The sequence below is a fragment of the Pseudomonas sp. WP18 genome, from assembly GCF_036689585.1.
GTDB classification, from domain to species: domain Bacteria; phylum Pseudomonadota; class Gammaproteobacteria; order Pseudomonadales; family Pseudomonadaceae; genus Aquipseudomonas; species Aquipseudomonas chlororaphis_E.
Window position 1 is genome coordinate 5749967 of sequence record NZ_CP144758.1, and the last position, 26906, is coordinate 5776872.

Genomic DNA, 26906 nt, shown 5'->3' on the forward strand with positions numbered 1-26906 from the left:
GTATGTCCCGCCCGCTAGACACCCTGTTGCGCCCCAGCCTGCTGGCCGTCGCCATTGCCTTTGCCGCCCCGCTCGCCAGCGGGCCGCTGTTGGCCGCCGAGCAGGCCACCAGCCTGCACGCCTACAATCTGCCCGCCGCGCCGTTGGCCAGTACCTTGAACCAGATCGCCAGCCAGGCCGGCCTTGCGCTGAGCCTGAACCCGTCCCTGGCATCGGGCAAAACATCGGCACCGGTGCAGGGCCAGTTCGATGCCACCGGCGCGTTGCGTGAAGCGCTGCGCGGCACCGGCCTGCAACTGGAGCAAAGCAGCGCCGGCACCTACAGCCTGGTGGCCGTGCCGGAGGGCGTCATGGTGTTGCCGGAAACCAGCGTGATCGGCGCGGGCAGCAGCGAAACCGCGTGGGGCCCGACCGAGGGCTATGCCGCCACCCGCACCGCCGCCGGCACCAAGACCGATACACCGATCGTCGAGCTGCCGCGCTCGGTCTCGGTGGTCACGCGCCAGCAGATGGAAGACCGCTCCGTGCTCAACCTCAACGACGCGCTGCGCTACACCGCCGGCGTGCAGAGCAGCGGGTATGGTTCGGATACGCGCAACGACTGGCTGCTGGTGCGCGGCTTCGTGCCGACCCAGTTCCTCGACGGCCTGCCACTGCCGCGGGGCAACTACGTCACGCCCAAGATCGAGACCTGGAACCTTGAGCGCATCGCCGTGCTGCGTGGCCCGGCCTCCTCGGTCTACGGCCAGACGCCACCGGGCGGCATGCTGGACATGGTCAGCCGTCGTCCCCAGGCCGACAGCAGCCACGAAGTCCAATTGCAGGCCGGCAGCAACGAGCACAAGCAGATCAACTTCGACAGCACCGGCAAGGTCGACGACGAAGGCCAGTTTCTCTATCGGGTCAGCGGCACCGTGCGCGACAGCAATGCCCAGGTCGACCACATTCCGGACAAGCGCTACAACATCGCCCCCAGCCTGACCTGGAACATCAACGACGACACCCGCCTGACCTTCCTGTCCCAGTACACCCGCGACGACACCGGCATCACCGGGCAATTCCTGCCGTTGCAAGGCACCAAGCTGGCCTCGCCGGCAGGCACGATTTCCCACCACAAGAACCTCGGCGACCCGGATTGGGAGTTCTACGACCGCACCTACTACGCACTGGGCTATGCCTTCGAACATCGCCTCAACGACACCTGGCAGTTCCGCCAGAACCTGCGCTATACCAAGAGCGATCTGGAATTCCAGGGCATCTCCGCCGGCGGCTCGTTCTGGCCGGACGGTCCTGACACCTCGGTGAGCGCCGACGGCACCGTCAAGCGCAGCGCCAGCATTGTCGACGAAGACATCAGCCAGTTCGCCGTGGACAACAACTTCCAGGCCGACTTCCAGACCGGCGCCTTGAGCCACACCCTTTTGCTGGGCCTGGATCACCAGCGCTCCAACAGCAACGCGCGCTGGCAGTGGGGCTCCGGCGGCGTGCCGACCAGCAACATCAACAACCCGGTCTATGGGCAGGACTTCTCCAACGTCCAGTACTTCACCATGTACGACTACAACCAGAAGACCAACCAGACCGGCCTCTACGTCCAGGACCAGATGGCCCTTGACAACTGGCGCCTGACCCTCGGCGGGCGTGAAGACTGGATTCACACCGGCACGCTGTTCCACAACCAGAACGATGCGACCACCACCCAGCGCGACAAGAAATTCAGCGGCAACGCAGCGCTGAGCTACGTCTTCGATAACGGCGTGACGCCGTACATTTCCTTCGCCCAGTCGTTCCAGGCGGCGACCGGTTCGGTCATCACCAGCACCCAGGCGTTCAAACCCACCGAAGGCGAACAATACGAAGCCGGTATCAAGTACCAGCCGCCCGGCACCAAGACCTTGCTGACCGCCGCCGTGTTTGACCTGACCCAGAAAAACAACTCCGTCACCGAGAACAACATCACCCGCCAGGTGGGTGAAGTGCAAGTTCGCGGCCTGGAGCTGGAAGCCTCTGGCGATGTCACCGACAACCTGAAACTGGTCGGGTCCTACACCTACAACGACAGCGAGATCACCAAGGGCACCGCCGCCGAAAAAGGCAAGCGCATGGCCCAGGTGCCTCGTAACCAGGCCACCGCATGGGCCGACTACACCTGGCACAACGGCCCGCTCGATGGCTTTGGCGTCGGCGCGGGTGTGCGCTATGTCGGCGACACCTATGGCAACACCACCAACACCGATTGGGGCCACGTCGGTTCCTACACCGTGTACGACGCCTCGGCCCACTACGACCTGGGACGCCTGAGCAACGCCCTCAAGGGCGTGTCGGTGGCGGTGGACGCGAAAAACATCTTCAACAAGGACTACCTGTCCACCTGCGACGGGTTCTATTGCTACTACGGCGACCAGCGCAATGTCGTCGCCAGCGTGAATTACAAATGGTAAACGGTTAGCATTTGCAAAACCTTTCGAGGGCACCTGTCCCGAAGACCTGTCAGCCAAATACCCCCTGTGGGAGCGAGCTTGCTCGCGAAAGCGGTGCGCCAGACAACATCAACGTTGACTGTTACGCCGTCTTCGCGAGCAAGCTCGCTCCCACAGGTTCGCGGCTTGGCTGACGGGGCTCTGGCATCGAGGCCCTCTCGCATTCGGATCGACCATGAAAAGCAAAACCATCCGCCGCTGGTCCTTCGTCCACACCTGGACCAGCCTGATCTGCACGGTGTTCCTGCTGATGCTGGCGATCACCGGGCTGCCGTTGATCTTCCACCATGAAATCGAACACCTGCTGGGCGACGCCCCCGAGCTGCGGCAAATGCCCGCCGACACGCCGCCCCTGGACCTTGCGCAACTGGTGGAAAAAGCCAAGGCCCATCGTCCCGGCGAAGTGGTCCAGTACTTTGGCTGGGATGAAGACGAGCCCAACGGCGTCATCACCATCATGGCGCCGACGCCGGGCACCGAGCCCAATTCGTCCCACACCTTCATGCTCGACGGGCGCACCGGTGAAGCCCTGGAAATGCCCTCGGCCAATGGCGGCTTCATGATGGTCATGCTGCGCCTGCACGTGGACATGTTCGCCGGCTTGCCAGGCAAGTTGTTCCTGGCGTTCATGGGCCTGCTGTTCGTGGTGGCCATCGTCTCCGGGGTGGTCTTGTACCTGCCGTTCATGCGCCGCTTGAAGTTCGCCACCGTGCGCCAGGACAAATCGACCCGCCTGCGCTGGCTCGACCTGCACAACCTGATCGGCGTGGTCACGCTGGTCTGGGCGCTGACGGTGGGGGTCACCGGCGTGATTGCCGCGTGCGCCGAGTTGATCATCGCCGCCTGGCGCAACGATAGCCTCAGCAGCATGATCGAACCTTATCGCGATGCCCCGCCACTGACGCAACTGGCACCGGCCACCCGCCTGCTGGACATCGCCAGGGACGTCGCGCCCGGCATGGAGCCCAGTTTCATCGCCTTCCCCGGCACGCTGTTCTCCAGCGCCCACCACTATGGCGTGTTCATGAAGGGCAACACTCACCTGACGTCTCACCTGCTCACGCCGGTGCTGATCGACGCCAGCACCCTGGCCGTCACCGCCGTGGCCGAACGCCCGTGGTACATGGACGTCATGAGCCTGTCGCTGCCCCTGCATTTCGGCGACTACGGCGGCCGGCCGATGCAGATTTTCTGGGCGGTCCTCGACGTGCTGACCATCATCGTGCTCGGCAGCGGCGTCTACCTGTGGGTGGTGCGGCGCAAAGCGGCCAAGCCAGCAGCCATTACCGCGCAGGCCACCTCGTGAAGCCGCGCCAGTCGAGTTTCTGGAGGGTGTTTGGCCTTCCCATGGGGATCGGCGTGCTCTGCGCCGCCGGGTTGTTCAGCGCCTTGCTGGGCGATGGCCTGTGGGACGCCGTGAGCTGGCTCGGGCTGGGCGTGCCGTGCGTGTTGGGGGTGCGGGGATTGCTCCCGCGCCGCTGAGCCCTCCGGGCGCCATCCCATTGATCTGGCGCCCTTTCTCCTGACGTTATACGACGACACTTCGCCGCGTCGCGGCATGCGCGCGCCTGCCCACTGACATATTTGTTGACAAATTTATCCTTGCACTCCTATAAATGCGCACGTTGTACGACAACCTACAACAAACATCCCTGCGACACCAAATCCAAAAATAATCATGGTGAAGTGATGAAAATCAAAGGCATCCGCTGGTGGATGGTCGGCCTGGTCACGGCCGGCCTGATGGTCAACTACCTGGCCCGCAATACCCTCTCGGTGGCTGCCCCCACCCTGATGAGCGACATGAACATTTCCACCGAGCAGTATTCGCACATCGTCGTGGCCTGGCAGGTCTGCTACGCGCTGATGCAGCCGGTGGCCGGCTACATCATCGATGCCATCGGCACCAAGATGGGCTTCGCCATTTTTGCGTTCGCCTGGTCCCTGGCCTGCGCCGCGGCAGCCATGGCCTCGGGCTGGCAAGGCCTGGCCTTCTTCCGTGGGTTGTTGGGCGTGACCGAAGCGGCCGGGTTGCCGGCAGCGGTCAAGGCCTCCACCGAATGGTTTCCGGCCAAGGAGCGTTCGGTCGCCATCGGCTGGTTCAACATCGGCTCGTCGATCGGGGCCGTCCTGGCCCCGCCGCTGGTCGTCTGGGCGATCCTGAACAGTGGCTGGGAACTGGCCTTCCTGATCGTCGGCGGCCTGGGCATCGCCTGGACGTTCCTGTGGCTGATCCTCTACAAGCACCCACGTGACCAGAAGCGCCTGAGCGACACCGAGCGCGACTACATCCTCAACGGCCAGGAAGCCCACTTCAAGGACCAGGCGCCGAAAAAAGGCAGCTGGAAGACGATCATTGCCAGCCGCAACTTCTACGCCATCGCCAGCGCGCGGATTCTCTCCGAGCCGGCCTGGCAGACCTTCAATGCCTGGATCCCGCTGTACCTGATGACCGAGCGGCATATGAACATCAAGGAAATCGCGATGTTCGCCTGGCTGCCGTTCCTGGCCGCGGACCTTGGTTGCGTGCTGGGCGGTTACCTGAGTCCGTTCTTCCACAAGTATTGCAAGGTGTCGCTGTTCACCTCCCGCAAGATGGTCTTGCTGTTCGGCGCGTCCTGCATGATCGGCCCGGCCTGCATCGGCCTGGTCGAGAGCCCGTACACCGCCATCGCCCTGCTGTGCATCGGCGGCTTCGCCCACCAAACCTTGTCCGGCGCGCTGTACGCCATCACGTCCGACTCGTTCGGCAAGCATGAAGTCGCCACCGCCACCGGCATGGGCGGGATGTTCGGCTACCTCGGCGCTGCGGCCTTCACCCTGGTGTTTGGCGTGATGGTGACCAAAATCGGCTACAGCCCGCTGTTCGTGATGCTGGCGATCTTCGACGTGGTCGCGGCGTTTATCGTCTGGACCGTCGCCCGGGAACTCAAGCCACAACCGACGACACCGTCAGCGCAACCCCAGGCGCTGCAACCGGCCGCTTGACCCGCGACGACCGGGCCACCACGGCCCGGTCGCACTGCCTTGGGCACGGATGACGCGCTATGCTGCGCAACACGTGCCACTGACCCGAGACGTTGCCATGTCCACCCCCAGCATGACGCTGTTCCACAACCCCGCTTCACCTTTCGTTCGCAAGGTCCTGGTGCTGCTGCACGAAACCGGCCAGCAGGACCGCGTGGCGTTGCAGCTCAGCCAGCTCACACCGGTCAAGCCGGACCGGGCGCTCATCGACGACAACCCGTTGAGCAAGATCCCGGCCCTGCGCCTGGCCAACGGGACGGTGATCCATGACAGTCGCGTGATCCTCGATTACCTCGACCACCAGCATGTCGGCAATCCACTGATCCCCCGGGACGGCGCGGCCCGCTGGCGACGCCTGACCCTGGCCTCCATGGCCGATGGCATCATGGATGCGGCAGTCATGATTCGTTATGAAACCGCCCTGCGCCCGGTGGAAAAGCACTGGGACGAATGGCTCGATGCGCAACGGGACAAGATCCGCCGTGCCGTGGGCGTGCTTGAAGCCGAGGCCATTGCTGAGTTGGCCAGTCATTTCGACGTAGCGTCCATCAGCGTGGCCTGTGCCTTGGGCTATCTCGACCTGCGCCACCCGGACCTGGAATGGCGCAAGGCCAACCCGCAATTGGCGGCGTGGTTTGCCGAGGTGAGCTTGCGGCCTTCAATGATTGAAACAGTGCCCAAAGTCTAGTTCTGCCCTGGCTGCACCGGCCCCATCGCGAGCAAGCTCCCACATTTGGCTTCGTTGCCTGGGTAAACGAGGTCTCCTGTGGGCGCGAGCTTGCTCGCGATAAGGCCAATGCGACCCATCGGAAACAACCCGGCAATCCGCGTCACCAGCACCTCTGCCAATCGCTGATCCTCCCGCAACCCCAGCGACCGGCTCATTTCACCTCTCCCAGCTCGAAGGACATGGCCGCTGCCGGCTTCGCCCCCACCCCGTACCAGTCCAGCTTGCGGGTCAGCACCATGAACACACCGAGCAGGGCGAACAGCAACAACGAGCCCATCAGCAAGGCGTAGTCCTCAGCGCTCAGCAAACCGTAGAGCAGGCCATACAACGCTGCCAGCCCCACCGAAAAGGCCACGCCATGGCTCACGCTGCGCAACACATGGCACACATAGAAACCGATCAACACCACGCAGGCACTGGCGGATGCCAGGTAGGCCAGGGCGAAGCCGATGTGCTCGGATAACGACAACAACAGCAGGTAGAAGAACGCCAGCGCCACGCCTACCAATGCGTATTGCACCGGGTGCACCGCCAGGCTCTTGAGCACCTCGAACAGGAAGAAGCCGGCGAAGGTCAACGCGACGAACAGCAGCGCATATTTGATCGCCCGGTCGGTCTTGAGGTACTGGTCCACCGGATCGATGAAACTCACGCCGAAAGCCCGGCTGCGGAACGCCTCGCAGCTGTCGCTGGTTTCACAGCTTTGCAGCGCTTCTTCGAGGTTGGTGGAAAAAAACGACGTCTGCCAGTCAGCACTGAAGCCTTGCTCATTGATGTCACGCTGGACCGGCAGGTAATTGCCGATGAAACTCGGGTGTGGCCAGTCGGCCGACAGATGCACCTTGGTAGACTTGCCCACCGGCAGGATCTGCAGCTCGCCGGTGCCTTGCAGGCGCAGGTCGAAACCAAAGGTCAGGTCGGCACTGCCCTGGGCAGTGATCATCGGCAGCGGCACGTGCACGCCCTGCCCCAGCCAGCCGACTCGCGAGCCGGGCAGGAAATCGACGGTTTGCTGATTGAGCGTCAGGGTCAGCGCATTCTCGATGCCACGGATGTCACTGATACCGACCGTCAGGTACGGCTGGTCGAAACGGTAGTCGGCCAGGTCCTTGGTCGCGACGCCATAGTGTTCAGGCACCTTGAAGCGGCCGTCGATACGATTATCGGCGTGGAACAGCCGCGCCTCGTAGATTCCCCGGGCGCGGGTCTCGGTGCGGACCTGGCCGTCGAGTTCGAACTGCTCTGGCAAGAAATACAACTCGCCGCTTTGCTCGACGGTTTCCAGGAAACGCACGCCGGTCTTCTCGTTGGTGTTCCAGACCCGCACGTCCTTGCGAAACGGCACGACGATCATCGGCCCAATGAGTTGCTGGCTACGGCTGGAACTGCGGGCAATGTCTTGCAGCACACCGTCACGCAGTTCCTGGCGCTCGTCGATGAGGCCGTTGATCATCAGCAAGGGGATCATCAGCAGGAGGATCAAGAGGGCAATCATGCCCAGTTTTATAGCGAGGCTGCGGTTCATGTGGGGCTCTCCCTGTTCGAATGAGGGAGAGTCTGGGGGGGCTGTGTGGGGCGTTCATGGGGGCAATGTGGAGATTGTGTGGAGACTCGACCGCTCTTGCCCTCGCCACAACGGTATTCCTTCAGGGAGAACTCGCTCTTCAGGGCAACCGCAGCACTACTTCCACCCCACCCTCGACATTGCCGATGGTGAACGCCCCGGCATGCAACTGCACCACTTCCTCCACGAAGTTGAGCCCCAGGCCCGTGCTCTTGCGGCCGGTGCCAGGGCGCGGCAGGGAATAGAAACGCTCACTCAGGCGTGGCAGCGCATAGTCGGGGATCGGCTCGGCCTGATTGAACAGGCGGATCTCCACCCGCTGGCCGGTACGCTCGGCGCTGAGGCGCAGCAGCCCTTCGGCCGGGGTGAAGTCCAAGGCGTTCTCCAGCAGGTTGCCCAGCGCCTGGCGCAGCAGGAACGGCTCGCCCATCAACACCAGGTCGGCCGCGATGTGCCGTTCGATTCGCAACTGACGGCCCTCGATCCAACCGCTGCGCGCCTCCAGCAGTTGATCGAACAACGCCGCCAGCGGGACCGCGATGACTTCCTCCAGGCCCTGGCGCTGTTCGACCTGGGCCAGGTTGAGCAGGCGTTCGATCAACTGCTGCATGCGCACGCTTTCGCTGTCGATGTTGCTGACGAAGCGCTGGTGCTGGGCCGCGGGCATGTCGCTTTGCAGCAGCTCGGCGGCGCCGCGAATCGCCGCCAGGGGGCTCTTGAGTTCATGCGTCAGCGTGTGCACGTAGCGCTCGACATAGGCCTTGCCTTCCAACTGCGTGCGCATGTGCTCCACGGCGCCCGCCAGTTGCTCGAACTCGCCGCCGCGATAATGCGGCACTTCCACCCTTTGCCCCTGGCTGACGGCCTGGGCATAACGGGTCAGGCGACGCAGCGCCGAACTGAGCCACCACGACAGCGCAGCACCGAGCAGCAGGCCCAGGCCGATCAAGCCAGCGCCATACAACAGCAGGCGCCGCTCCGTGCGGTCGATATAGGGCTGCAGCGAGCTGTTGGGCTTGGCGACGGTGACCACGCCGATGATCCGGCCGTTGTCGCGAATGGGCGCGCCGACGTGCATCACCGAGGACGCCGGGTCATCCGGATCGCTGCGGCTCGAACGGGCGCCGTAATGGCCGCGCAAGGTCAGGTACACGTCGTTCCAGCGCGAATAATCCTGGCCCACCGCCACCCCACTGGAGTCGAGCACCACGATCCCGTTGGCATCGGTGACGTAGATCCGATGGTTGACCTGGTTCTTCGGCAAGCCCCAGATCGACGCCGCCGGCTGGCGCTCGCCGTAGGCCTTGAGCAGTTGCGGCCAGCGATTCTGGTTGAGGGTACCGGCCTTGAAATCGTCCCGCAGGATCTCGGCCATCAGGTTGGCCGTGTCCACCAGGGTTTCTTCGGTGGACTGGCGCACGCCAGGGCGGATCTGCTCGATCACCGTGCCGAGCACGAAATACCCGGTCAGGCCGATAAACAGCACGTAGACCAGGAAAATCCGGATCCCCAGCGACATCAGCTGTGCCCCGGGCTGTAGCTGTAGCCGAGGCCGCGATGGGTCTGGATCGGCTCGGCCTCGGCCCTGACCAGGCGCAACTTGGCGCGCACGCTCTTGATGTGGCTGTCGATGCTGCGCTCGTAGCCGGCATCGCTGGCGACACCCAGGGCGTCGAGCAACTGTTCGCGGCTGAAGACCCGCTCCGGCTGCTCCAGCAGGCAGTTAAGCAGGCGGAACTCGTGGCGGGTCAGGTTCAGCGGCTTGCCGCGATAGCTGATCTGCACCCGGTCGTTGTCCACCTGGAACAGCGCCGTGCCCAACTCCGGCGCCGGGCGCGGGGCCACGCGCTTGAGAATCGCGCGGACCCTGGCCGCCACTTCCCGGGGGCTGAAGGGCTTGACCACGTAATCGTCGGCGCCGATCTCCAGGCCCACGACCCGGTCGATCTCGCCATCCCGAGCTGTCAGAAAAATGACCGGAACGTCGCTGAAACGTCTGAGATTCTTGCAGGTTTCAAATCCACTGATATCCGGCAGGCCCACATCGAGGATGATCAGGTCCGCCGGCGTGTGCTTCTGGTGTTCGAGGGCCGCCGCGCCGAGGCTCAGCCAGGTGGTGTCGAAACCCTCTCCTTGCAGCGCAAACACCAGCGTATCGGCGATGGCGGCTTCGTCTTCGACAATCAGAATATGAGGCATGTCTTGCGCGCCCGACAGTAAAGTTGCCGGAACGGTGCCCCAACCCCAGGGGCACGTCAATCGGGGAAATCAGCAGTCCGGCTTGTCAGCCGTATAACGCCGAGCCGGGTTCACCGCTGCACCAAACTCGCGCAGGGCCTTGGCGCCGATCAGCAACGGGTAGTTGAAGCTGCTGCGGTCGGTCAGGTTGACCTCCACGGTACGCTTGACGTTACCCAGGCACATTTCCAGGTCCACCACCGGGCGCTTGCTCGGGGCGATGGTTTCGTTGTCGTCGTCATCTTCTTCGGAGCGGGTCTTGATCTTGCTGATGCGCGCGATCTTGTGCTCGTAGACCTTGTTGCTCGCATCCTTGGTGGCCAGGCGGAAGCGCACCCAGTCATCGCCGTCGCGGGTGAAGGTCTCGATGTCCTTGGCCGACAGCGAAGCGGTCAGCGCGCCGGTGTCCATCTTGGCCTTGAGCACTTCACCGCCGATTTCCGGCAGCGCGATGTATTCATAGCGCCCGTACAGGGTCGGCTCGGCGGCCAGCACTGGAAGGGCCACCAGGGAGAGCAGGGCGAGAATGGATTTCATGCGATAGGGCTTCCTGTGTGGGTTGGGATTTTAGACCGTTGCCGATAAATTCGTTCGGTTGCCCTCGACACCACTGTGCTGCCTTTGTGGCGAGGGGATTTATCCCCGTTCGAGTGCGAAGCGCTCGCCATGGTGCTGGATCGCTGCACAGCATTCGGGCAGCTGCGCTGCCCAACGGGGATAAATCCCCTCGCCACAGAAGCAAACCCAGCATACCGGCCAAAAAGTGAAACATTCGTCCACGCCTATTTGGCCTGCCGCCCGAAGCTGCTTATCATGGCCCGCCCATCTGTCTGCAAGAGTCATTTATGCGCCGCTTGCTCACCGGCTGTCTCGTCACGCTGCTGCTGTTGCTCAACACCCTGGTGCTGTTCGGCCCATTGATGGTGTTCGCCCTGCTCAAGCTGATCCTGCCCGGACGCTTTCGTGACTACGCCTCCTGGGCGGTGATGTGGATCGCCGAGACCTGGGCCGAAATCGACAAGCTGATCTTCGCCCTGTGCATCCCCACCCGTTGGGACATCCGCGGCGGTGCCGACCTGCGTGGCGACACGTCCTACCTGGTCATCAGCAATCACCAATCCTGGGTGGACATCCCCGCCCTGATCCAGACCCTCAACCGCCGCACGCCGTTCTTCAAGTTCTTCCTCAAGAAGGAGCTGATCTGGGTGCCGTTCCTCGGCCTGGCCTGGTGGGCGCTGGACTACCCCTTCATGAAGCGCTACACCAAGGCCTTCCTGGCCAAGAATCCGGAACTGGCCGGCAAGGACCTGGAAATCACCAAGGCCGCCTGCGAGCTGTTCAAGCGCCAACCGGTCACCGTGGTCAATTACCTCGAAGGCACCCGCTTCACCACCGCCAAAAGCCAGCAGCAACAATCGCCCTTCACCCACCTGCTCAAGCCCAAGGCCGGTGGCGTGGCGTTCGTACTGGCGGCGATGGGCGAACAACTGGACGCGATCCTGGACGTCACGGTGGTCTATCCCCAAGACCGGATCCCCGGGTTCTGGGACCTGATCAGCGGCGCCGTGCCCCGGGTCATCATCGACATCCAGACCCGCGAGCTGGACCCGGCGCTGTGGCAGGGCGACTACGAAAACGACCCGGTATTTCGCCAACAAGTGCAGGACTGGGTGAATCAGCTGTGGACCGACAAGGATCGGCGGATTGCAGTTTTGCGTGACGAAAGGCAAAGCGACTGACACTTCTGATTAGTAGGCAGCGCCTGGAAAGCCGCCGATGCAAGGTCCTGATGACTGGACCTTTCATCGAACCTGGGGACAAGCCGGCCGCATCCTCACAGAACCGTGTGCATGGCCTTATAGCGAAAACCACTGATCAGACACCCGTTCCACCGCCCCAGATGCCACCCAAATTCTGCAACAACGAACTCCCCACTCCCTGCTGCCCAAGATACTCAAGAATCACCGGCGCAAACTGGCCAATCATCCCGGTGTCCATGCCCAGCGCACTGAAAGCGTTGTTCAAGTCCCGAGTATCCTTGACGTTACCCAGCAAACCATCGAGCAAGGCACTCTTGTCCGAGCCACCACCCAGCAACCCACCCAAACCATTGAGCCCACCCAGGGCATGGTTACCGGCGATCTGATCAAGGCCCGGCACGCTTCTGCTCAACTCGGAAAACTGCGGCTCGCTAAGTCGGTTCTTCGCCAGCCCGAGCATTGCACCGGCACCGCCAATGGCCTGTTCCGGGGTGATCTTGAGTTCCGAACCGAGCGTATTGAGCAATCCGGCGGCTTTTGGCGCCGCGGCCACCGCGCCCTCCCCTTGCCCATTCTGATTGCCCTGCATCGCCGACAACACGTTGGCCGCATCATCGAGGCTGAATTGGGCGAAGGCCGGGCTCGCCGCGAACGAGAGCAGGCAAGACAGGGCGAAACCGCGTGAAACCTTCATTTGGGGGAACCTCTCGGGGCAATGAAAAACCGCCTGGGGTCGGCGGTATGAAATCGGGCGTTGGACTGGGCCCCAAGGCGATTGTTCCACGTATGGATGTCGACGACCGATCACGCCTCGCCCCACTGTCAACGCCCGCCGGGTTACCGTACAGTGCGCCTCCCTCTCGCGAGTTTTGCTTATGAATATAAAAATCGGTGGAGCGACGCTCGCGGTCATCCTGACGGGCATGCTCATTGCCTTGGGCGTCAGCGAATGCCAACGCGGCCCGCTCAACCCTGAAGTGGCCGACGGCACCAGCGACGAGCAAAAGACCTGGTTGACCATTGAACACCGTATCAAGCGCTACGACCCGGCCCTGACCGAAGTCATCCGCAACGACCCGCAAACGCTGACGGTGCGCTATCGTCCCGCTGTACCCCCGGAAAGCGACGACGCCTGGGTGGGAGACCTGCTGCGCGTGGTCGGCCACGGCCTGGCGGCGCTCAATAACGCGCCGGGCGGCAAGCAGTACACCCACGTGACGGTCCAGGCCCGACGGCTGGCCGACGACGATGTGGAGCTGGCCTACGACATGCAGGGTTTCGACGCCATCAAGACCCAACAGGACGGCTACACCACCTTCGCCAGCCAACCCCGTAGCCTGACATTGAGCCGTGCCGCCCTGGCCCAGGTTCAAGACGACTGTCGCAACCCGAGTACACAGGGTTTCTACCCTGAATTCTGCGAGCGGGTCAGGACGGCAACCGCCCGCGACTGACCGTGGCGAGCGAGCTTGCTCGCGCTCAAGTGCGCAGCGCTCGCCCCTGGCTTCTGAAAAGCGAGGGCTGCTTCGCACCCCAGCGGGAGCAAGCTCCCTCGCCACAATGGTGTTTGGTCAGTGGGGTACAGGCAGCCGCGCTGCGGCATGACCGCTTCGTGACAGTCATCTGAATATCACCGGCAAACGGTTATTTCCTTTCGGCATGGCCGACTGTCAGCTCTGACAGTAGGCACTCGTTCTGCCCGAAATTAAGCTCCCATTGTGTCAACGGAAACGAGGCGGACGAGCCTTCAGCTCCCTGCGCCTTTATTCATTCGGGCATAGGACAATAAAAATGAGCGACCGAATCAAAGGAACCGTTAAATGGTTTAACGATGCAAAAGGCTATGGCTTCATTACCTGCGGCAAAGGGGGTGAAGAACTGTTCGTTCATTACTCAGCGATAGACGGCGAGGGTTACAAGACATTGAAAGAGCGACAAGCCGTCTCGTTTGAAATCGAGCAGGGTGTGAAGGGCAAGCAGGCGACGAGAGTGGCGCCCGAATAACGAGGTCTCTTTGAGGGATTACCGTCATACCGCTCAACGCAATAACCTGCGTCTTTCCCTCCAGCAAAATCGCCAATCCGTCGCACCACTTCGACGGAGCCTACTGTTGTACCGATGATTGATCCAAAATAAAAAGGGCGACATATAGTCGCCCTTCCTGTTTTCAAACCAACCTCAAGCCGCACTAAACATCTTATGCGGATCAATCACAAACTTCTTAGGCACACCCGCATCGAACTCGCCATACCCCTTCGGCGCATCATCCAGGCTAATCACCTGCACACCGACGATTTCGGCAATGTTGATGCGGTCCCACATGATCGCTTGCATCAACGCGCGGTTGTACTTCATGACCGGGGTCTGGCCGGTGTGGAAGCTGTGGGATTTGGCCCAGCCCAGGCCGAAGCGGATGCTCAGGGCACCGATCTTGGCGGCGGCATCGACGGCGCCCGGGTCTTCGGTCACGTACAGGCCGGGGATACCGATCTTGCCGGCAACGCGGGTCACTTGCATCAGTGAGTTGAGTACGGTGGCCGGGGCTTCGTGCTTGACGCCGTCGTGGCCATGGCCGCGGGCTTCGAAGCCGACGCAGTCAACGGCGCAATCAACCTCTGGCTCGCCCAGCAATGCGGCGATTTGCTCGTGCAGTGGGGTGTCGGTGGACAGGTCGACGATTTCAAAGCCCTGCGCCTTGGCGTGAGCCAGGCGGATGGAGTTGACGTCACCGATGATCACCACGGCCGCACCCAGCAGGCGCGCCGAAGCAGCGGCCGCGAGGCCAACCGGGCCGGCGCCAGCGATGTACACGGTGCTGCCTGGGCCGACGCCAGCAGTGACGGCACCGTGGTAGCCGGTTGGCAGGATGTCGGAGAGGCAGGTCAGGTCACGGATTTTTTCCATGGCCTTGTCGCGGTCCGGCAGTTTCAACAGGTTGAAATCAGCGTACGGCACCAGCACGTATTCGGCCTGGCCGCCGGTCCAGTCGCCCATGTCGACGTAACCGTAGGCACCGCCGGCACGTGCCGGGTTGACGGTCAGGCAGACACCGGTGTGTTGCTCTTTGCAGGAACGGCAGCGGCCGCAGGCCACGTTGAACGGCACCGACACCAGGTCACCGATCTTCAGGTTCTCGACGTCGCTGCCCTTCTCGATCACTTCACCGGTGATCTCGTGCCCCAGGACCAGGCCGGTCTGGGCGGTGGTACGGCCACGCACCATGTGTTGGTCGGAGCCGCAGATGTTGGTGGAGACTACGCGCAGGATGACGCCGTGCTCGATCTTCCTGCCGCGCGGGTCCTGCATTTTGGGATAGTCGATTTTCTGCACTTCGACCTTGCCTTGGCCGAGATACACGACACCACGATTACCGGACATGCTTTCACCTCGCTGTTGTTTTTATGAAACTGCGTTGCCTAGACAGGCAGCGCGTTGATTGCTCGGGTTAGTGCTTGTGTCTTTGTTTCTTTGTTGTCTGTAAGGGCCTCATCGCGAGCAAGCTCGCTCCCACATGTTTTTCGGTGTAACTAATATTTGTATACCGACACAAATCCTGTGGGAGCGGGCTTGCTCGCGATGTCGGCTTAGAGAACGACCGTTCTGTTGGCGTTGAGGAACACCCGCCGTTCAATGTGATACCCCACCGCCCGGGCCAGCGTCAGCCCTTCGATATCCCGCCCCTTGGCGATCAGGTCCTCGGGGTAGTGGCTGTGATCCACCACCTCCACGCCCTGGGCGATGATCGGGCCTTCGTCCAGGTCGTTGTTGATGTAGTGCGCCGTCGCGCCCACCAGTTTCACGCCCTTGTTGTAGGCCTGGTGATACGGCTTGGCGCCCTTGAAGCCCGGCAGCAGGGAGTGATGGATGTTGATCGCCTTGCCATCGAGCTTGCGGCACAGCTCCGGCGACAGCACCTGCATGTAGCGGGCGAGGATCACCAGTTCAGCGCCGGTGTCTTCGATCACCTGCCACACCTGGCGCTCCTGGGCCGGTTTGTCGTTCGGGTCCAGGGGGAAATGGTAGTAGGGGATCTGGTGCCAGTCGGCCAGCGGCTTGAGGTCCGGGTGGTTGGACACCACGGCCACCACGTCCATGGACAACTGGCCGATGCGCTGGCGGTAGAGCAAGTCGTTGAGGCAGTGATCGGCCTTGGAGACCATGATCACCACTTTGGGCCGGTAGTTCGGCGCAGTCAGCTCGAAGACCATGCCAAAGGCTTGGGCACGTTCGGCCAGGCCGGCACGGAAACCCTGTTCGTCGAAGCCCTCGGGCTGGCGGAATTCCACGCGAATGAAGAACCGCGCCGAAAGACGGTCGTCGAAGGAATGGTGTTCAGTGACGTAGCAGCCCTGCTCGAACAGAAAGCGGGTCACCGCGTCCACCGTGCCGAGCACGCTGGGGCAATCGGCAGTCAAGATCCATGTGTCTGGGGCGCGGCTCATTGCGGTGACTCCTGTTTGTTATGGCTAATCCCCGAACACACAACCTGTGGCGAGGGGATTTATCCCCGCTGGGCTGCGAAGCAGCCCCAATAAAGCTAAATACAATCCAACCAGATACACCGCGGCGACTGGTTTAGGGCTGCTGCGCAGCCCAACGGGGATAAATCCCCTCGCCACAAAAATGTTCGGATTTAGACCGTGGTATCTCAGGCCTGAACACTCAAGCCATACTCAGCCGAAGCGTCCTGCAACCACAGCCACCAGTAATCCGAGAAGCTGCGGCGGATCAGCAGCTCCCAGGTGTCTTCGCCGGTGTGGCGGATCACCAGTTGCGACTTGGCGAACACCGTGCCCACGGCCTTGCCCACCGGGAAATTGCTCGGGTGGACGTCGTAGCTGGTGGATTTCATCAGCACGTCGCGCACGTTCGGGCCCGACAGTTCGAGGATCTGCTGGCCGCCGCTGACGTTGACGATCTGGATGTGCAGGTCGCCCAGGGCTTCACGCAGTTTTTGCTCGGCGGCGAACTCTTCACCGGTCGGTACGACCAGCAACCATTCATCCGGGCCCATCCATTGCAGACTGGTTTCGCCCTTGACGATGATGCTCAGCGCGCCCGGCAACTCGATGCCCAGGGCCTTGTGCACACCCGCGGCGAAGGCCGCGTCGTGGCCGTCGCCACGAATCGTCAGGTGGCCGAGCAGTTTTTTCTCGCGCACGGTCACGCCGGCGTTCTTGCGGCCCTTGCCCACCAGGCTGGCGAGGTCGGCATGGTGCAGCGACGACTCGGCTTTGGCCCCGGTGGTCGGGCGTTGTTGGTAAACATTGGCTGCTGTCATATAGCACCTGTCTTGAATTCAGTAGTGCGCTGGGCTCAACCCTTGTAGTGACTGTGCTGCCGTCTTCGCGAGCAAGCCCGCTCCCACATTGGATTGATGCCTGGCCTAAATTTCTTCAACCCCTTCGATCCTGTGGGAGCGGGCTTGCTCGCGAATGCGGCAGCCCTGCCTCCACAGAATCTGACGGTCATCAGATATTCTGCCGATCCCCCTTCGGATCGAAGAACACCGAAGAAACAATCTCTGCCTCGATCACGCTGCCGTCGGCTTGCGGCGAGAACACTCGCTCACCGATGCGCTTCAGACCGCCCTTGACCACACCCATGGCAAACGAATAGCCCAGGGAGTTGTGCGCGTAGCTGGAGGTCACGTGACCGACCATGGTCATCGGGATCGCCTGCTTGGGGTTGAAGACCAATTGCGCGCCTTCCGGCAGCCAGACATTCGGGTCGATCGGCTTGAGGCCCACCAGTTGCTTGCGGTTCTCACGCACGCAATCTTCACGGTTCATGCCGCGCCAGCCGATCCACGAGAACGGTTTGGTACGGCCCACGCACCAACCCATGTTCAGGTCGTCCGGGGTCATCGAGCCGTCGGTATCCTGGCCGACGATGATGAAGCCCTTCTCGGCCCGCAGTACGTGCATGGTTTCTGTGCCGTACGGGGTCAGGTTGTACTTCTTGCCCGCCTCGACAATCTTCTCGAGCACGCCCATGGCGTAGTCGGCCTGCACGTTGACTTCGTACGACAGCTCACCGGTGAACGAGATCCGGAACACCCGGGCCGGCACGCCGCCCACCAGGCCTTCCTTCCAGGTCATGAACGGGAAGCCGTCACGGTCCAGGTCGATGTCGGTGACTTCGCTCAGCAGCTTGCGGCTGTTGGGCCCCGACAGGGTCATGGTCGCCCAGTGGTCGGTGACCGAGGTGAAGTACACTTTCAGGTCCGGCCATTCGGTCTGCTGGTAGATCTCCAGCCATTGCAGCACACGGGCCGCACCGCCGGTGGTGGTGGTCATGATGAAATGGTTGTCGGCGACGCAGGCGGTGACCCCGTCGTCGAAGACCATGCCGTCTTCCTTGCACATCAGGCCGTAGCGAGCCTTGCCCACGTCGAGCTTGGTCCAGGCGTTGGTGTAGATGCGGTTGAGGAACTCGCGGGCATCCGGGCCCTGGATGTCGATCTTGCCCAGGGTCGAGGCGTCCAGCAGGCCGACGCTGTCACGCACGGCCTTGCATTCGCGCTTGACCGCAGCGTGCAGGTCTTCGCCGTTCCTTGGGAAATACCAAGGGCGTTTCCATTGGCCGACGTCTTCGAATTCGGCACCGTTCTTCACGTGCCAGGCGTGCAGCGCGGTGAAGCGAACCGGTTCGAAGATGTGCCCGCAATGCCGGCCGGCCACCGCGCCGAAGGTCACCGGCGTGTAGTTCGGACGGAACATCGTGGTGCCCATCTGCGGGATGCTCACGTTCAGCGAACGCGCCGCGATGGCCAGGCCGTTGACGTTGCCCAGCTTGCCTTGGTCGGTGCCGAAGCCCAGGGCGGTGTAGCGCTTGACGTGCTCGACCGACTCGAAGCCTTCGCGGGTGGCGAGTTCGATCGCGGCGGCAGTGACGTCGTTCTGCAGGTCGACGAATTGCTTCGGCGCCCGTGCAGTGGCTTTTTCGTGAGGCACCTGGAACAGCGCCAGGGTCGGCTCTTCGTGGCGGCTCAAGGCTTTGGGCAACACGCCCTCTACCGCCTTGAAGCCGGCTTCGCTGGCCGCACGCACGCCGCCTTCGAAACCATCGGCCAGGGAATCGCCCAGGCCGTAGACGCCATTCACGCCGCCGACGCACACGCGCTTCTGCGGTGCTTCGCCCGGTACGAAACCGAGGATGTCTTCACGCCAGATCGGCTTGCCGCCCAGGTGCGAAGCCAGGTGGACCACCGGGCTGTAGCCGCCGGAACTGGCGACCAGGTCGCAGTCCAGCCATTCGCCTGGGCTGGTGACTTTTTGTGCACGCACGTCGATCGCGGCGACACGGGCACCGGTCACGCGCTTGCTGCCACGGGCCTCGATCACGGCGCTGCCGGTGAGGATGCGGATGCCCTTGGCACGCGCCTCTTCCACCAGCGCACCCCGTGGGTTGCTACGGGCATCGGCGACGGCGACCACTTGCAGGCCGGCGTCGAACCAGTCCAGCGCCACGCGATAGGCGTGGTCGTTGTTGGTGCTCAGTACCAGTTTCTTGCCCGGTGCCACGCCGTAGCGACGTACGTAGGTGGACACCGCACCGGCCAGCATGTTGCCCGGCACGTCGTTGTTGCCGTAGACCAGCGGCCGCTCGCAGGCGCCGGTGGCCAACACCACGCGCTTGGCGCGGACACGGTTGATGCGCTGGCGCACCTGGCCGATCGGCGCACGGTCACCGAGGTGGTCGGTGAGGCGCTCGTGGATGGTCAGGAAGTTATGGTCGTGGTAGCCGTTGACGGTGGCGCGCGGCAACAGCACGACTTCCGGCATCGAACGCAGCTCGGCGATCACCGCCGCCACCCATTCGGTGGCCGGCTTGCCGTCCAGGCTCTCGCGGGAATCGAGCAGGCTACCGCCGAACTCTTCCTGCTCGTCTGCCAGGATCACTCGCGCACCGCTGCGGGCCGCTGCCAGCGCGGCAGCCAGGCCGGCAGGACCGGCACCGACCACCAGCACGTCGCAGTGACGGTTCATGTAGTCGTAGGTGTCCGGATCGTTCTCGGTCGGCGAGCGACCCAAGCCCGCGGCCTTGCGGATGTACTTCTCGTACGTCATCCAGAACGACTGTGGATACATGAAGGTCTTGTAGTAGAAGCCCGGCGGCATCAGCTTGCCGCCGACCTTGCCGAGGATGCCCATCATGTCGTTGTTCACGTTCGGCCAGCCGTTGGTGCTGGTGGCGACCAGGCCCTGGTACAGCGCCTGTTGCGTGGCCCGCACGTTAGGGATCTGGGTGGCTTCGGTGGCACCGATCTGCAACACGGCGTTTGGCTCTTCCGCACCGGCGGCGAAGATGCCGCGCGGACGGGAATACTTGAAGCTGCGGCCAATGATATCGACACCGTTGGCCAGCAATGCGGCGGCCAGGGTGTCGCCTTCGAAGCCTTTGTAGGTCTGGCCGTTGAAGGTGAAGCTCAGCACTTTATTGCGGTCGATCCGTCCGCCGTTGGACAGGCGATTGATCTGGCTCATACCTTCTCTCCCAGAGCCTGTGCGGCCGCTTTCGGACTGTCAGCCTTGTCGGTGAATTGCGGCTTTTGGCCGATCTTGTAGGTTTCCAGGATTTCGTAGCTCACCGTGTCACGGGTCGCGTTGAAGTACTGGCGGCAACCGGCCGCGTGGATCCACAACTCATGGTGCAGGCCGCGCGGGTTGTCGCGGAAGAACATGTAGTCGCCCCACTGCTCGTCGGTGCAGGCATTCGGGTCCAGTGGACGGGGGATGTGCGCCTGGCCGGACGAATGGAATTCCTCTTCGGAGCGCAGTTCGCCGCAGTGAGGACAGAAGATGTGCAACATAGGGATTTCTCCTTCCTGTTAGTGGGCGACGGCAGCAGCGCCGTGTTCGTCGATCAATGCGCCGTTGTGGAAACGGTCGATGGAAAACGGCGCGGCCAGTGGGTGCATCTCACCCTTGGCCAGGCTGGCGGCAAACACGTTGCCCGAGCCCGGGGTGGCCTTGAAGCCGCCGGTGCCCCAACCGCAGTTGAAGAACATGTTCGGCACCGGGGTCTTGGAGATGATCGGGCAGGCGTCCGGCGTGGTGTCGACGATGCCGCCCCACTGGCGGTTCATGCGCACCCGCGAGAGCACCGGGAACATCTCGACGATGGCCTGGATGGTGTGTTCGATCACCGGGTACGAACCGCGCTGGCCGTAGCCGACCCAGCCGTCGATACCGGCACCGATCACCAGGTCGCCCTTGTCGGACTGGCTGATGTAGCCGTGCACGGCGTTGGACATGATCACGCTGTCGATGATCGGCTTGATCGGCTCGGACACCAGCGCTTGCAGCGGATGGGATTCGACCGGCAGGCGGAAACCGGCCAGCTTGGCCATGTGCCCGGAGTTACCGGCGGTCACCACGCCGACGCGCTTGGCGCCGATGAAGCCCTTGTTGGTTTCCACGCCGATGCACACGCCGTTTTCCTTGCGGAAACCGATCACTTCGGTCTGCTGGATCAGGTCCACGCCCAAGGCGTCGGCGGCACGGGCAAAGCCCCAGGCCACGGCATCGTGACGGGCCACGCCGCCGCGACGCTGGACAGTGGCGCCCAGCACCGGGTAACGGGTGTTCTTCGAGCAATCCAGGTACGGGATCTCGTCGGCCACTTGCTTGGCGTTGAGCAGTTCGCCGTCCACGCCGTTGAGGCGGTTGGCGTTGACCCGGCGCTCGGAATCACGGATGTCCTGCAGGGTGTGGCACAGGTTGTACACACCGCGCTGGGAGAACATGACGTTGTAGTTCAGGTCTTGGGACAGGCCTTCCCAGAGCTTCATGGCGTGCTCGTACAGGTGGGCCGATTCGTCCCACAGGTAGTTGGAGCGCACGATGGTGGTGTTGCGCGCGGTGTTACCGCCGCCCAGCCAACCCTTCTCGACCACGGCCACGTTGGTGATGCCGTGTTCCTTGGCCAGGTAGTAGGCGGTCGCCAGGCCATGCCCGCCACCGCCGACGATCACCACGTCGTAGACTTTCTTCGGGGTCGGCGTGCGCCACATCCGCTGCCAGTTTTCGTGATGGCTGAGAGAGTGTTTGAAGAGGCCGAAGCCCGAATAGCGTTGCATAGTCATTACTCCAAAACCGACTCAGCGATAAACCGGGAAGTCCGCGCACAGGGCCGACACTTGCTGGGCGACGTTGGCTTCGACATCGGCGTCGCCGAGGTTGTCGAGGATGTCGCAGATCCAGCCGGCCAGCGTCACGCACTGGGAAACCTTGAAACCGCGAGTGGTCACCGCCGGAGTACCGATGCGCAGGCCCGAGGTCACGAATGGCGACTGCGGGTCGTTCGGCACGGCGTTCTTGTTGACGGTGATGTGGGCGCGGCCCAGGGCGGCATCGGCGTCCTTGCCGGTCAGGCCCTGACGAATCAGGCTGACCAGGAACAGGTGGTTATCGGTGCCGCCGGACACTACATCGTAGCCGCGCTTGATGAACACGCCAGCCATGGCCTGGGCATTCTCGATCACTTGCTGCTGGTAGGCCTTGAAGCCGGGCTCCAGCGCTTCCTTGAAGCACACGGCCTTACCGGCGATCACGTGCATCAGCGGACCGCCCTGGGCGCCGGGGAATACCGCGGCGTTGAGCTTCTTCTCGATCTCTTCGTTGGACTTGGCCAGGATCAGGCCGCCACGTGGACCGCGCAGGGTCTTGTGGGTGGTGGTGGTGACCACGTCGGCATAAGGCAGAGGGTTCGGGTACAGGCCGGCGGCGACCAGGCCCGCCACGTGGGCCATGTCGACGAACAGCAGCGCACCGACCTTGTCGGCGATCTGGCGGAAACGCGGGAAGTCGAGGGTCTTGGAGTAGGCCGAGAAACCGGCAACGATCATTTTCGGCTTGTGCTCGACCGCCAGGCGCTCGACTTCGTCGTAGTCGATCAGGCCGGTGGTGGTGTCGATGCCGTACTGCACCGCGTTATAGAGCTTGCCCGAGGACGACACCTTGGCGCCGTGGGTCAGGTGACCACCGTGGGCCAGGCTCATGCCCAGGATGGTGTCGCCGGCTTGCAGCAGGGCCAGGTACACGGCGCTGTTGGCCGAAGAACCGGAGTGCGGCTGGACGTTGGCGTAGTCGGCACCGAACAGTTGCTTGGCGCGCTCGATGGCCAGGGCTTCGACCTTGTCGACGTGCTCGCAGCCACCGTAGTAGCGCTTGCCTGGATAGCCTTCGGCGTATTTGTTGGTCAGGCCACTGCCCTGGGCCTGCATCACACGCTTGCTGGTGTAGTTTTCCGACGCGATCAGCTCGATGTGATCTTCCTGGCGTTGCTCTTCGGCATTCATCGCCGCCAGCAGTGCATCGTCATAGCCTTGGATTTGGTCTTGCTTGCTGAACATCGCGTCTCTCCCAGCGGCGGCGGTGCGCCTTTTCGTCTCGGTGAGGCACGGACCCTTTGGTCGTGCCCTTTGGAAGCGATGGTATGGCTGGCGCAGACAGGTCAAATGCCTATGGACGCCACACAAAGGCGCGTTTACGACATGGCGTATGACGCGATCACTGTGGCGAGGGGATTTATCCCCGCTGGGGCGCGAAGCGGCCCCCAAGCCTGCGGGTGCGGTGTATCAGAATGACCGGATTGACTGATTCAGGGAGCTGCTTCGCAGCTCAACGGGGATAAATCCCCTCGCCACAGGCCTTCATCTCATTGCTTGGGTAATGACCTGCCGAACCACGAGCAGAACCAGAAAATGCGCTGGATAAAGTGCATAAGCCCAACGCCGCATCGCCGGCGGATGAATACGACCAGCCTGTCGCAACAGCAACAGCCCAAGCACTGGCGCCAGCAGGCAAGCCACCAACCCCCACAGCGCCACGGCATTGCCCAGCCACGCCGCGCCGTAAAGCGCCCGCCACTGATTGGCCGCCACGCACACCACCCCCGGCAACACGGCGAAGTACCAGGGCCGGCGAATCACCAGCAGCAACGCCAGTGGCAGCAACACGCCGAAGAAGCCGAACATCAGTTGCGCAGAGAACCACGCCGACAACAACAGCGCCCCCACCGCCAGGCCGCGCGCCTCCAGGGTCGGCGTCTGCCAACTGCGCGCCACCAGCAAGCCCAGGGTCAGGGTCGGCAGCACATTGAGCGTCGCCCCCTCAGGAAAGAACAGCCGATAAGGCACTTCACTCACCGCGCCGAACAACAGCAACCAGCCCAGGTAACGCCACGGCAGGGCGCTGGCGCCGATGCGCGCCAGGTTTGCCGCCATCGCCAGACAGAACCAGGGAAATGCCAGGCGCCCCGGTACGTACAGCCAATCGGCGGAGAAACCGACATATCGCAGATGATCGAGCACCATCGTCAACAGAGCCAGCCACTTGAGCAGATCCAGCGCCCCGTCACGTCGGCTCATGGGCAAGGCGACGCAATGACATTGTGATTTCCTGACAGAAACATCCGGTGTGTTCCCCCGCTAATCTTGGGTAAAGTGCGCACCAACATCGAACACGGCGTCGTGGACCCAAGCGCGCCGACCCCGGAACGCCCCCACCCGGGACGTCCACTCAGGGAACTCTTTATCCAGGACTCTCTACCTCAGGAGCAAGGCCATGACCGACAAGAGTCAACAGTTTGCCAGCGACAACTATTCCGGTATTTGCCCCGAAGCCTGGGCCGCCATGGAAGAAGCCAACCAGGGCCACCAACGCGCCTACGGCGACGATGAGTGGACCCACCGGGCCGCCGATGATTTCCGCGCCTTGTTTGAAACCGACTGCGAAGTGTTCTTCGCGTTCAACGGCACCGCGGCCAACTCCCTGGCACTGTCCTCGCTATGCCAGAGTTACCACAGCGTGATCTGCTCGGAAACTGCCCACGTCGAAACCGACGAGTGCGGGGCGCCGGAGTTCTTCTCCAACGGTTCCAAACTGCTGGTGGCCCGCACCGAAAACGGCAAACTGACCCCCGACTCGATCCGCGAGATCGCCCTCAAGCGCCAGGACATCCATTATCCCAAACCGCGCGTCGTGACCCTGACCCAGGCCACGGAAGTCGGCAGCGTCTATACCCCGGAAGAAATCCGCGCCATCAGCATCACCTGCAAGGAATTGGGGCTGAACCTGCACATGGACGGCGCGCGCTTTTCCAACGCCTGCGCTTTCCTCGGCTGCTCCCCGGCCGACCTGACCTGGAAAGCCGGCGTGGACGTGCTGTGCTTCGGCGGGACGAAAAACGGCATGGCGGTGGGCGAGGCGATCCTGTTCTTCAATCACGACCTGGCCGAAGACTTCGACTACCGCTGCAAGCAGGCGGGGCAACTGGCCTCGAAGATGCGCTTTCTCTCCGCGCCCTGGGTCGGCCTGCTGCAGGACGACGCCTGGCTCAAGCACGCCCGCCACGCCAACCACTGCGCCCAGCTCCTGGCGCAACTGGTGAGTGACATTCCTGGCGTGGAACTGATGTTCCCGGTCCAGGCCAATGGCGTGTTCCTGCAACTCTCGGAAGCCGCCATCACCACCCTCACCGCCCGCGGCTGGCGGTTCTACACGTTCATCGGCAAGGGCGGCGCCCGCTTCATGTGCTCGTGGGACACCGAAGAGGCGCGGGTAAGGGAACTGGCGGCGGACATCCGGGAAGTGATGGCGGGCTAAGTAAAGATTCACCCAAGGCCGGGCCGGACCACTGTTTGGCCCGGGGACATGGTTACCCTGTGGCGAGGGGATTTATCCCCGATGGGCTGCGAAGCAGCCCTAAAACCTGTGGACGCGGTGTATCCGGTTAACCGAGTTGGCTGTTTGGGGGCTGCTTCGCAGCCCAGCGGGGATAAATCCCCTCGCCACAAGGAACCACGTTCTGCCTGAGAGATGCGGATCAGAACTCGATCCGCACGTCCCCCTTCGGCACGCTGCAGCACGACAGGATGTAGCCTTCGGCTTCGTCGTCCTCGGTGATGCCGCCGTTGTGGTCCATCTCCACTTCCCCACCCAGCTTCAACACCTTGCAGGTTCCGCAGATGCCCATGCCACAGGCCTTGGGAATCATCATGCCGAGCTTGGCGGCGGCGGCATGGACGGTTTCGCCCGGTGCCACGCGAATGCTCTTGCCCGAGGAGGTGAACTCCACCAGGTGCAGGTCCGCGGCATCGACTTCGGGCGCTTCGGCGGCCTGCTCGGCTTGCTCCACGGCGTCGGCCCGGGCTTCCGGCGGCGTGGCGCCGAAGGATTCCTCGTGATAACGCTTCATGTCGAAGCCGGCACTCTCCAGCAAGCGCTTGACCGCGTTCATGTACGGCGTCGGGCCGCAGCAGAAGACCTCGCGCTCCATGAAGTCCGGCGCCATCAGCTCCAGCATCTTGTGGTTCAGGTAACCGCGATAACCGGCCCAAGGCTCGCCCAGGCCATGCTTCTCACAGATCAGGTGCAGGCTGAAGTTGTCGATCCGCGACGCCATGTGCTCCAGCTCGCGGTGGTAGATGATGTCCTTGGGCGAGCGGGCACTGTGGATGAACACCATGTCGACGTTGGCATTGGTGTCGTAGTACCAGCGTGCCATGGACATCACCGGGGTAATGCCGACGCCGCCGCTGAGGTAGAGGACTTTCGGGGCGGAGAAGTCGATGGCATTGAACAGCCCCACCGGCCCGTGCACCGCCAGCTCCTGGCCCTCATGCAGGGTGTCATGCAGCCAGTTCGAGACCTTGCCGCCCGGCACGCGCTTGATGGTCACCGAGAAACTGTAGGGCACCGACGGCGAACTGGAGATGGTGTAGGAGCGCATGACCGGCTGGCCTTCGATCTCCAGCTCCAGGGTGACGAACTGCCCCGGCTTGAAAAAGAACATGATCGGCTGGTCGGCCATGAAACAGAACGTACGCACATCCCAGGTTTCCTGGATGACTTTGACGCACCGCACGATATGTCGGCCATTGGCCCAGGTCTGGGTGGTGACCGGGTTCAGGAAATTATTGGACATGCTCATCTCCACGGCCGACTGCCGGCCTTCATGTTGGCGATTGTGCGCAGGCCCCGGCACCGCCGTTTACCTATTCGCGACATTGACATACTTATCGCGACCAGCCCCCAACCACCGGGGCTTGCGCGTCGGGAACAGATTGGGCCATGTCGCCCATGGATAAGGTTCGCCCC

Annotated in this window: 23 protein-coding genes and 1 pseudogene; 10 read left to right on the forward strand and 14 right to left on the reverse strand. The window is 62.8% G+C overall.

Annotated elements, in window-relative coordinates; all coding sequences use genetic code 11:
* Window positions 1-2: 2 nt before the first annotated feature.
* The 6 genes and pseudogenes from V5F23_RS25680 (at window position 3) to V5F23_RS25705 (ending at window position 6195) form a co-directional block, all read left to right on the forward strand.
* Window positions 3-2441, forward strand: a complete 2439-nt coding sequence (locus tag V5F23_RS25680; protein WP_123579696.1) for a TonB-dependent siderophore receptor — start codon at window positions 3-5, stop codon at window positions 2439-2441.
* A gap of 33 nt (window positions 2442-2474) precedes the next feature.
* Window positions 2475-2606 (forward strand): annotated as a pseudogene (locus tag V5F23_RS25685) (metal ABC transporter ATP-binding protein); the annotation flags it as partial.
* 49 nt (window positions 2607-2655) lie between these two features.
* Window positions 2656-3786 (forward strand): PepSY-associated TM helix domain-containing protein, encoded by a 1131-nt coding sequence (locus V5F23_RS25690; protein WP_047735917.1) that lies wholly within the window; start codon window positions 2656-2658, stop codon window positions 3784-3786.
* Complete coding sequence (locus tag V5F23_RS25695; RefSeq protein WP_042729613.1) at window positions 3783-3962, forward strand: hypothetical protein; 180 nt, start codon at window positions 3783-3785, stop codon at window positions 3960-3962. The genes V5F23_RS25690 and V5F23_RS25695 overlap by 4 nt, the downstream gene beginning before the upstream one ends.
* A gap of 207 nt (window positions 3963-4169) precedes the next feature.
* On the forward strand, window positions 4170-5468 hold the full coding sequence (locus V5F23_RS25700; protein WP_042729612.1) for an MFS transporter: 1299 nt from the start codon (window positions 4170-4172) through the stop codon (window positions 5466-5468).
* Between the two features lie 97 nt (window positions 5469-5565).
* The gene (locus V5F23_RS25705) at window positions 5566-6195 is read left to right on the forward strand and encodes a glutathione S-transferase (RefSeq protein ID WP_042729611.1); all 630 of its coding nucleotides are present in this window, start codon (window positions 5566-5568) and stop codon (window positions 6193-6195) included.
* A gap of 193 nt (window positions 6196-6388) precedes the next feature.
* On the opposite strand, the gene creD is transcribed toward V5F23_RS25705, so the two are convergent.
* The 4 genes from creD to V5F23_RS25725 all read right to left on the reverse strand — a co-directional run bounded on the left by creD (window position 6389) and on the right by V5F23_RS25725 (window position 10576).
* Window positions 6389-7762: a cell envelope integrity protein CreD gene (gene creD / locus V5F23_RS25710; protein WP_042729609.1), complete on the reverse strand. Its 1374-nt coding sequence runs from the start codon at window positions 7760-7762 to the stop codon at window positions 6389-6391.
* Window positions 7763-7901: 139 nt separating this feature from the next.
* Complete coding sequence (gene creC / locus V5F23_RS25715) at window positions 7902-9320, reverse strand: two-component system sensor histidine kinase CreC (RefSeq protein ID WP_042729608.1); 1419 nt, start codon at window positions 9318-9320, stop codon at window positions 7902-7904.
* Window positions 9320-10000 (reverse strand): two-component system response regulator CreB, encoded by a 681-nt coding sequence (gene creB, locus V5F23_RS25720; protein ID WP_042729607.1) that lies wholly within the window; start codon window positions 9998-10000, stop codon window positions 9320-9322. The genes creC and creB overlap by 1 nt, the downstream gene beginning before the upstream one ends.
* A 69-nt stretch (window positions 10001-10069) precedes the next feature.
* The gene (locus tag V5F23_RS25725; RefSeq protein ID WP_042729606.1) at window positions 10070-10576 is read right to left on the reverse strand and encodes an ATP-dependent zinc protease; all 507 of its coding nucleotides are present in this window, start codon (window positions 10574-10576) and stop codon (window positions 10070-10072) included.
* 308 nt (window positions 10577-10884) lie between these two features.
* On the opposite strand from V5F23_RS25725, the gene V5F23_RS25730 reads away from it, so the two are divergent.
* Window positions 10885-11778 carry an acyltransferase gene (locus tag V5F23_RS25730; RefSeq protein ID WP_042729605.1) on the forward strand — a complete coding sequence of 298 codons (894 nt, stop codon included), beginning with the start codon at window positions 10885-10887 and terminating at the stop codon, window positions 11776-11778.
* Window positions 11779-11914: 136 nt separating this feature from the next.
* Here the strand turns inward: V5F23_RS25730 and V5F23_RS25735 are convergent, their stop codons facing one another.
* Window positions 11915-12493 carry a DUF2780 domain-containing protein gene (locus V5F23_RS25735; RefSeq protein WP_042729604.1) on the reverse strand — a complete coding sequence of 193 codons (579 nt, stop codon included), beginning with the start codon at window positions 12491-12493 and terminating at the stop codon, window positions 11915-11917.
* A gap of 181 nt (window positions 12494-12674) precedes the next feature.
* Here V5F23_RS25735 and V5F23_RS25740 point away from each other — a divergent pair, with 181 nt between their 5' ends.
* Window positions 12675-13253, forward strand: coding sequence for a hypothetical protein (locus tag V5F23_RS25740; RefSeq protein WP_212803106.1), 579 nt, complete (start codon window positions 12675-12677; stop codon window positions 13251-13253).
* 337 nt (window positions 13254-13590) lie between these two features.
* Window positions 13591-13803: a cold shock domain-containing protein gene (locus V5F23_RS25745; RefSeq protein WP_042729602.1), complete on the forward strand. Its 213-nt coding sequence runs from the start codon at window positions 13591-13593 to the stop codon at window positions 13801-13803.
* A 174-nt stretch (window positions 13804-13977) separates the two neighbouring features.
* Here V5F23_RS25745 and fdhA read toward each other — a convergent pair whose 3' ends face one another.
* From fdhA to V5F23_RS25785, 8 genes are all read right to left on the reverse strand, one after another.
* Entirely contained in the window at window positions 13978-15177 is a 1200-nt protein-coding gene (fdhA, locus tag V5F23_RS25750) for a formaldehyde dehydrogenase, glutathione-independent (RefSeq protein ID WP_042729601.1), read from the reverse strand.
* A gap of 206 nt (window positions 15178-15383) precedes the next feature.
* Window positions 15384-16241 carry a formyltetrahydrofolate deformylase gene (purU, locus tag V5F23_RS25755; protein WP_042729600.1) on the reverse strand — a complete coding sequence of 286 codons (858 nt, stop codon included), beginning with the start codon at window positions 16239-16241 and terminating at the stop codon, window positions 15384-15386.
* A gap of 206 nt (window positions 16242-16447) precedes the next feature.
* Window positions 16448-17080, reverse strand: coding sequence for a sarcosine oxidase subunit gamma family protein (gene soxG / locus V5F23_RS25760; RefSeq protein ID WP_042732033.1), 633 nt, complete (start codon window positions 17078-17080; stop codon window positions 16448-16450).
* Window positions 17081-17270: 190 nt separating this feature from the next.
* Window positions 17271-20288: a sarcosine oxidase subunit alpha gene (locus V5F23_RS25765; protein WP_047735910.1), complete on the reverse strand. Its 3018-nt coding sequence runs from the start codon at window positions 20286-20288 to the stop codon at window positions 17271-17273.
* Window positions 20285-20614: a sarcosine oxidase subunit delta gene (locus V5F23_RS25770; protein ID WP_042732031.1), complete on the reverse strand. Its 330-nt coding sequence runs from the start codon at window positions 20612-20614 to the stop codon at window positions 20285-20287. Before V5F23_RS25770 ends, V5F23_RS25765 begins: the two co-directional genes overlap by 4 nt.
* A gap of 18 nt (window positions 20615-20632) precedes the next feature.
* Complete coding sequence (locus V5F23_RS25775; RefSeq protein WP_024779446.1) at window positions 20633-21883, reverse strand: sarcosine oxidase subunit beta family protein; 1251 nt, start codon at window positions 21881-21883, stop codon at window positions 20633-20635.
* A 21-nt stretch (window positions 21884-21904) separates the two neighbouring features.
* Window positions 21905-23158 (reverse strand): serine hydroxymethyltransferase, encoded by a 1254-nt coding sequence (gene glyA / locus V5F23_RS25780; protein WP_042732030.1) that lies wholly within the window; start codon window positions 23156-23158, stop codon window positions 21905-21907.
* A 300-nt stretch (window positions 23159-23458) separates the two neighbouring features.
* The gene (locus V5F23_RS25785; protein WP_212803109.1) at window positions 23459-24175 is read right to left on the reverse strand and encodes a TraX family protein; all 717 of its coding nucleotides are present in this window, start codon (window positions 24173-24175) and stop codon (window positions 23459-23461) included.
* A 196-nt stretch (window positions 24176-24371) separates the two neighbouring features.
* Between V5F23_RS25785 and V5F23_RS25790 the strand changes: the two genes are divergently transcribed.
* Entirely contained in the window at window positions 24372-25412 is a 1041-nt protein-coding gene (locus V5F23_RS25790; RefSeq protein ID WP_047735908.1) for a low specificity L-threonine aldolase, read from the forward strand.
* A gap of 220 nt (window positions 25413-25632) precedes the next feature.
* On the opposite strand, the gene gbcB is transcribed toward V5F23_RS25790, so the two are convergent.
* Window positions 25633-26733 (reverse strand): glycine-betaine demethylase subunit GbcB, encoded by a 1101-nt coding sequence (gene gbcB / locus V5F23_RS25795; RefSeq protein ID WP_042730734.1) that lies wholly within the window; start codon window positions 26731-26733, stop codon window positions 25633-25635.
* Between the last annotated feature and the right edge of the window lie 173 nt (window positions 26734-26906).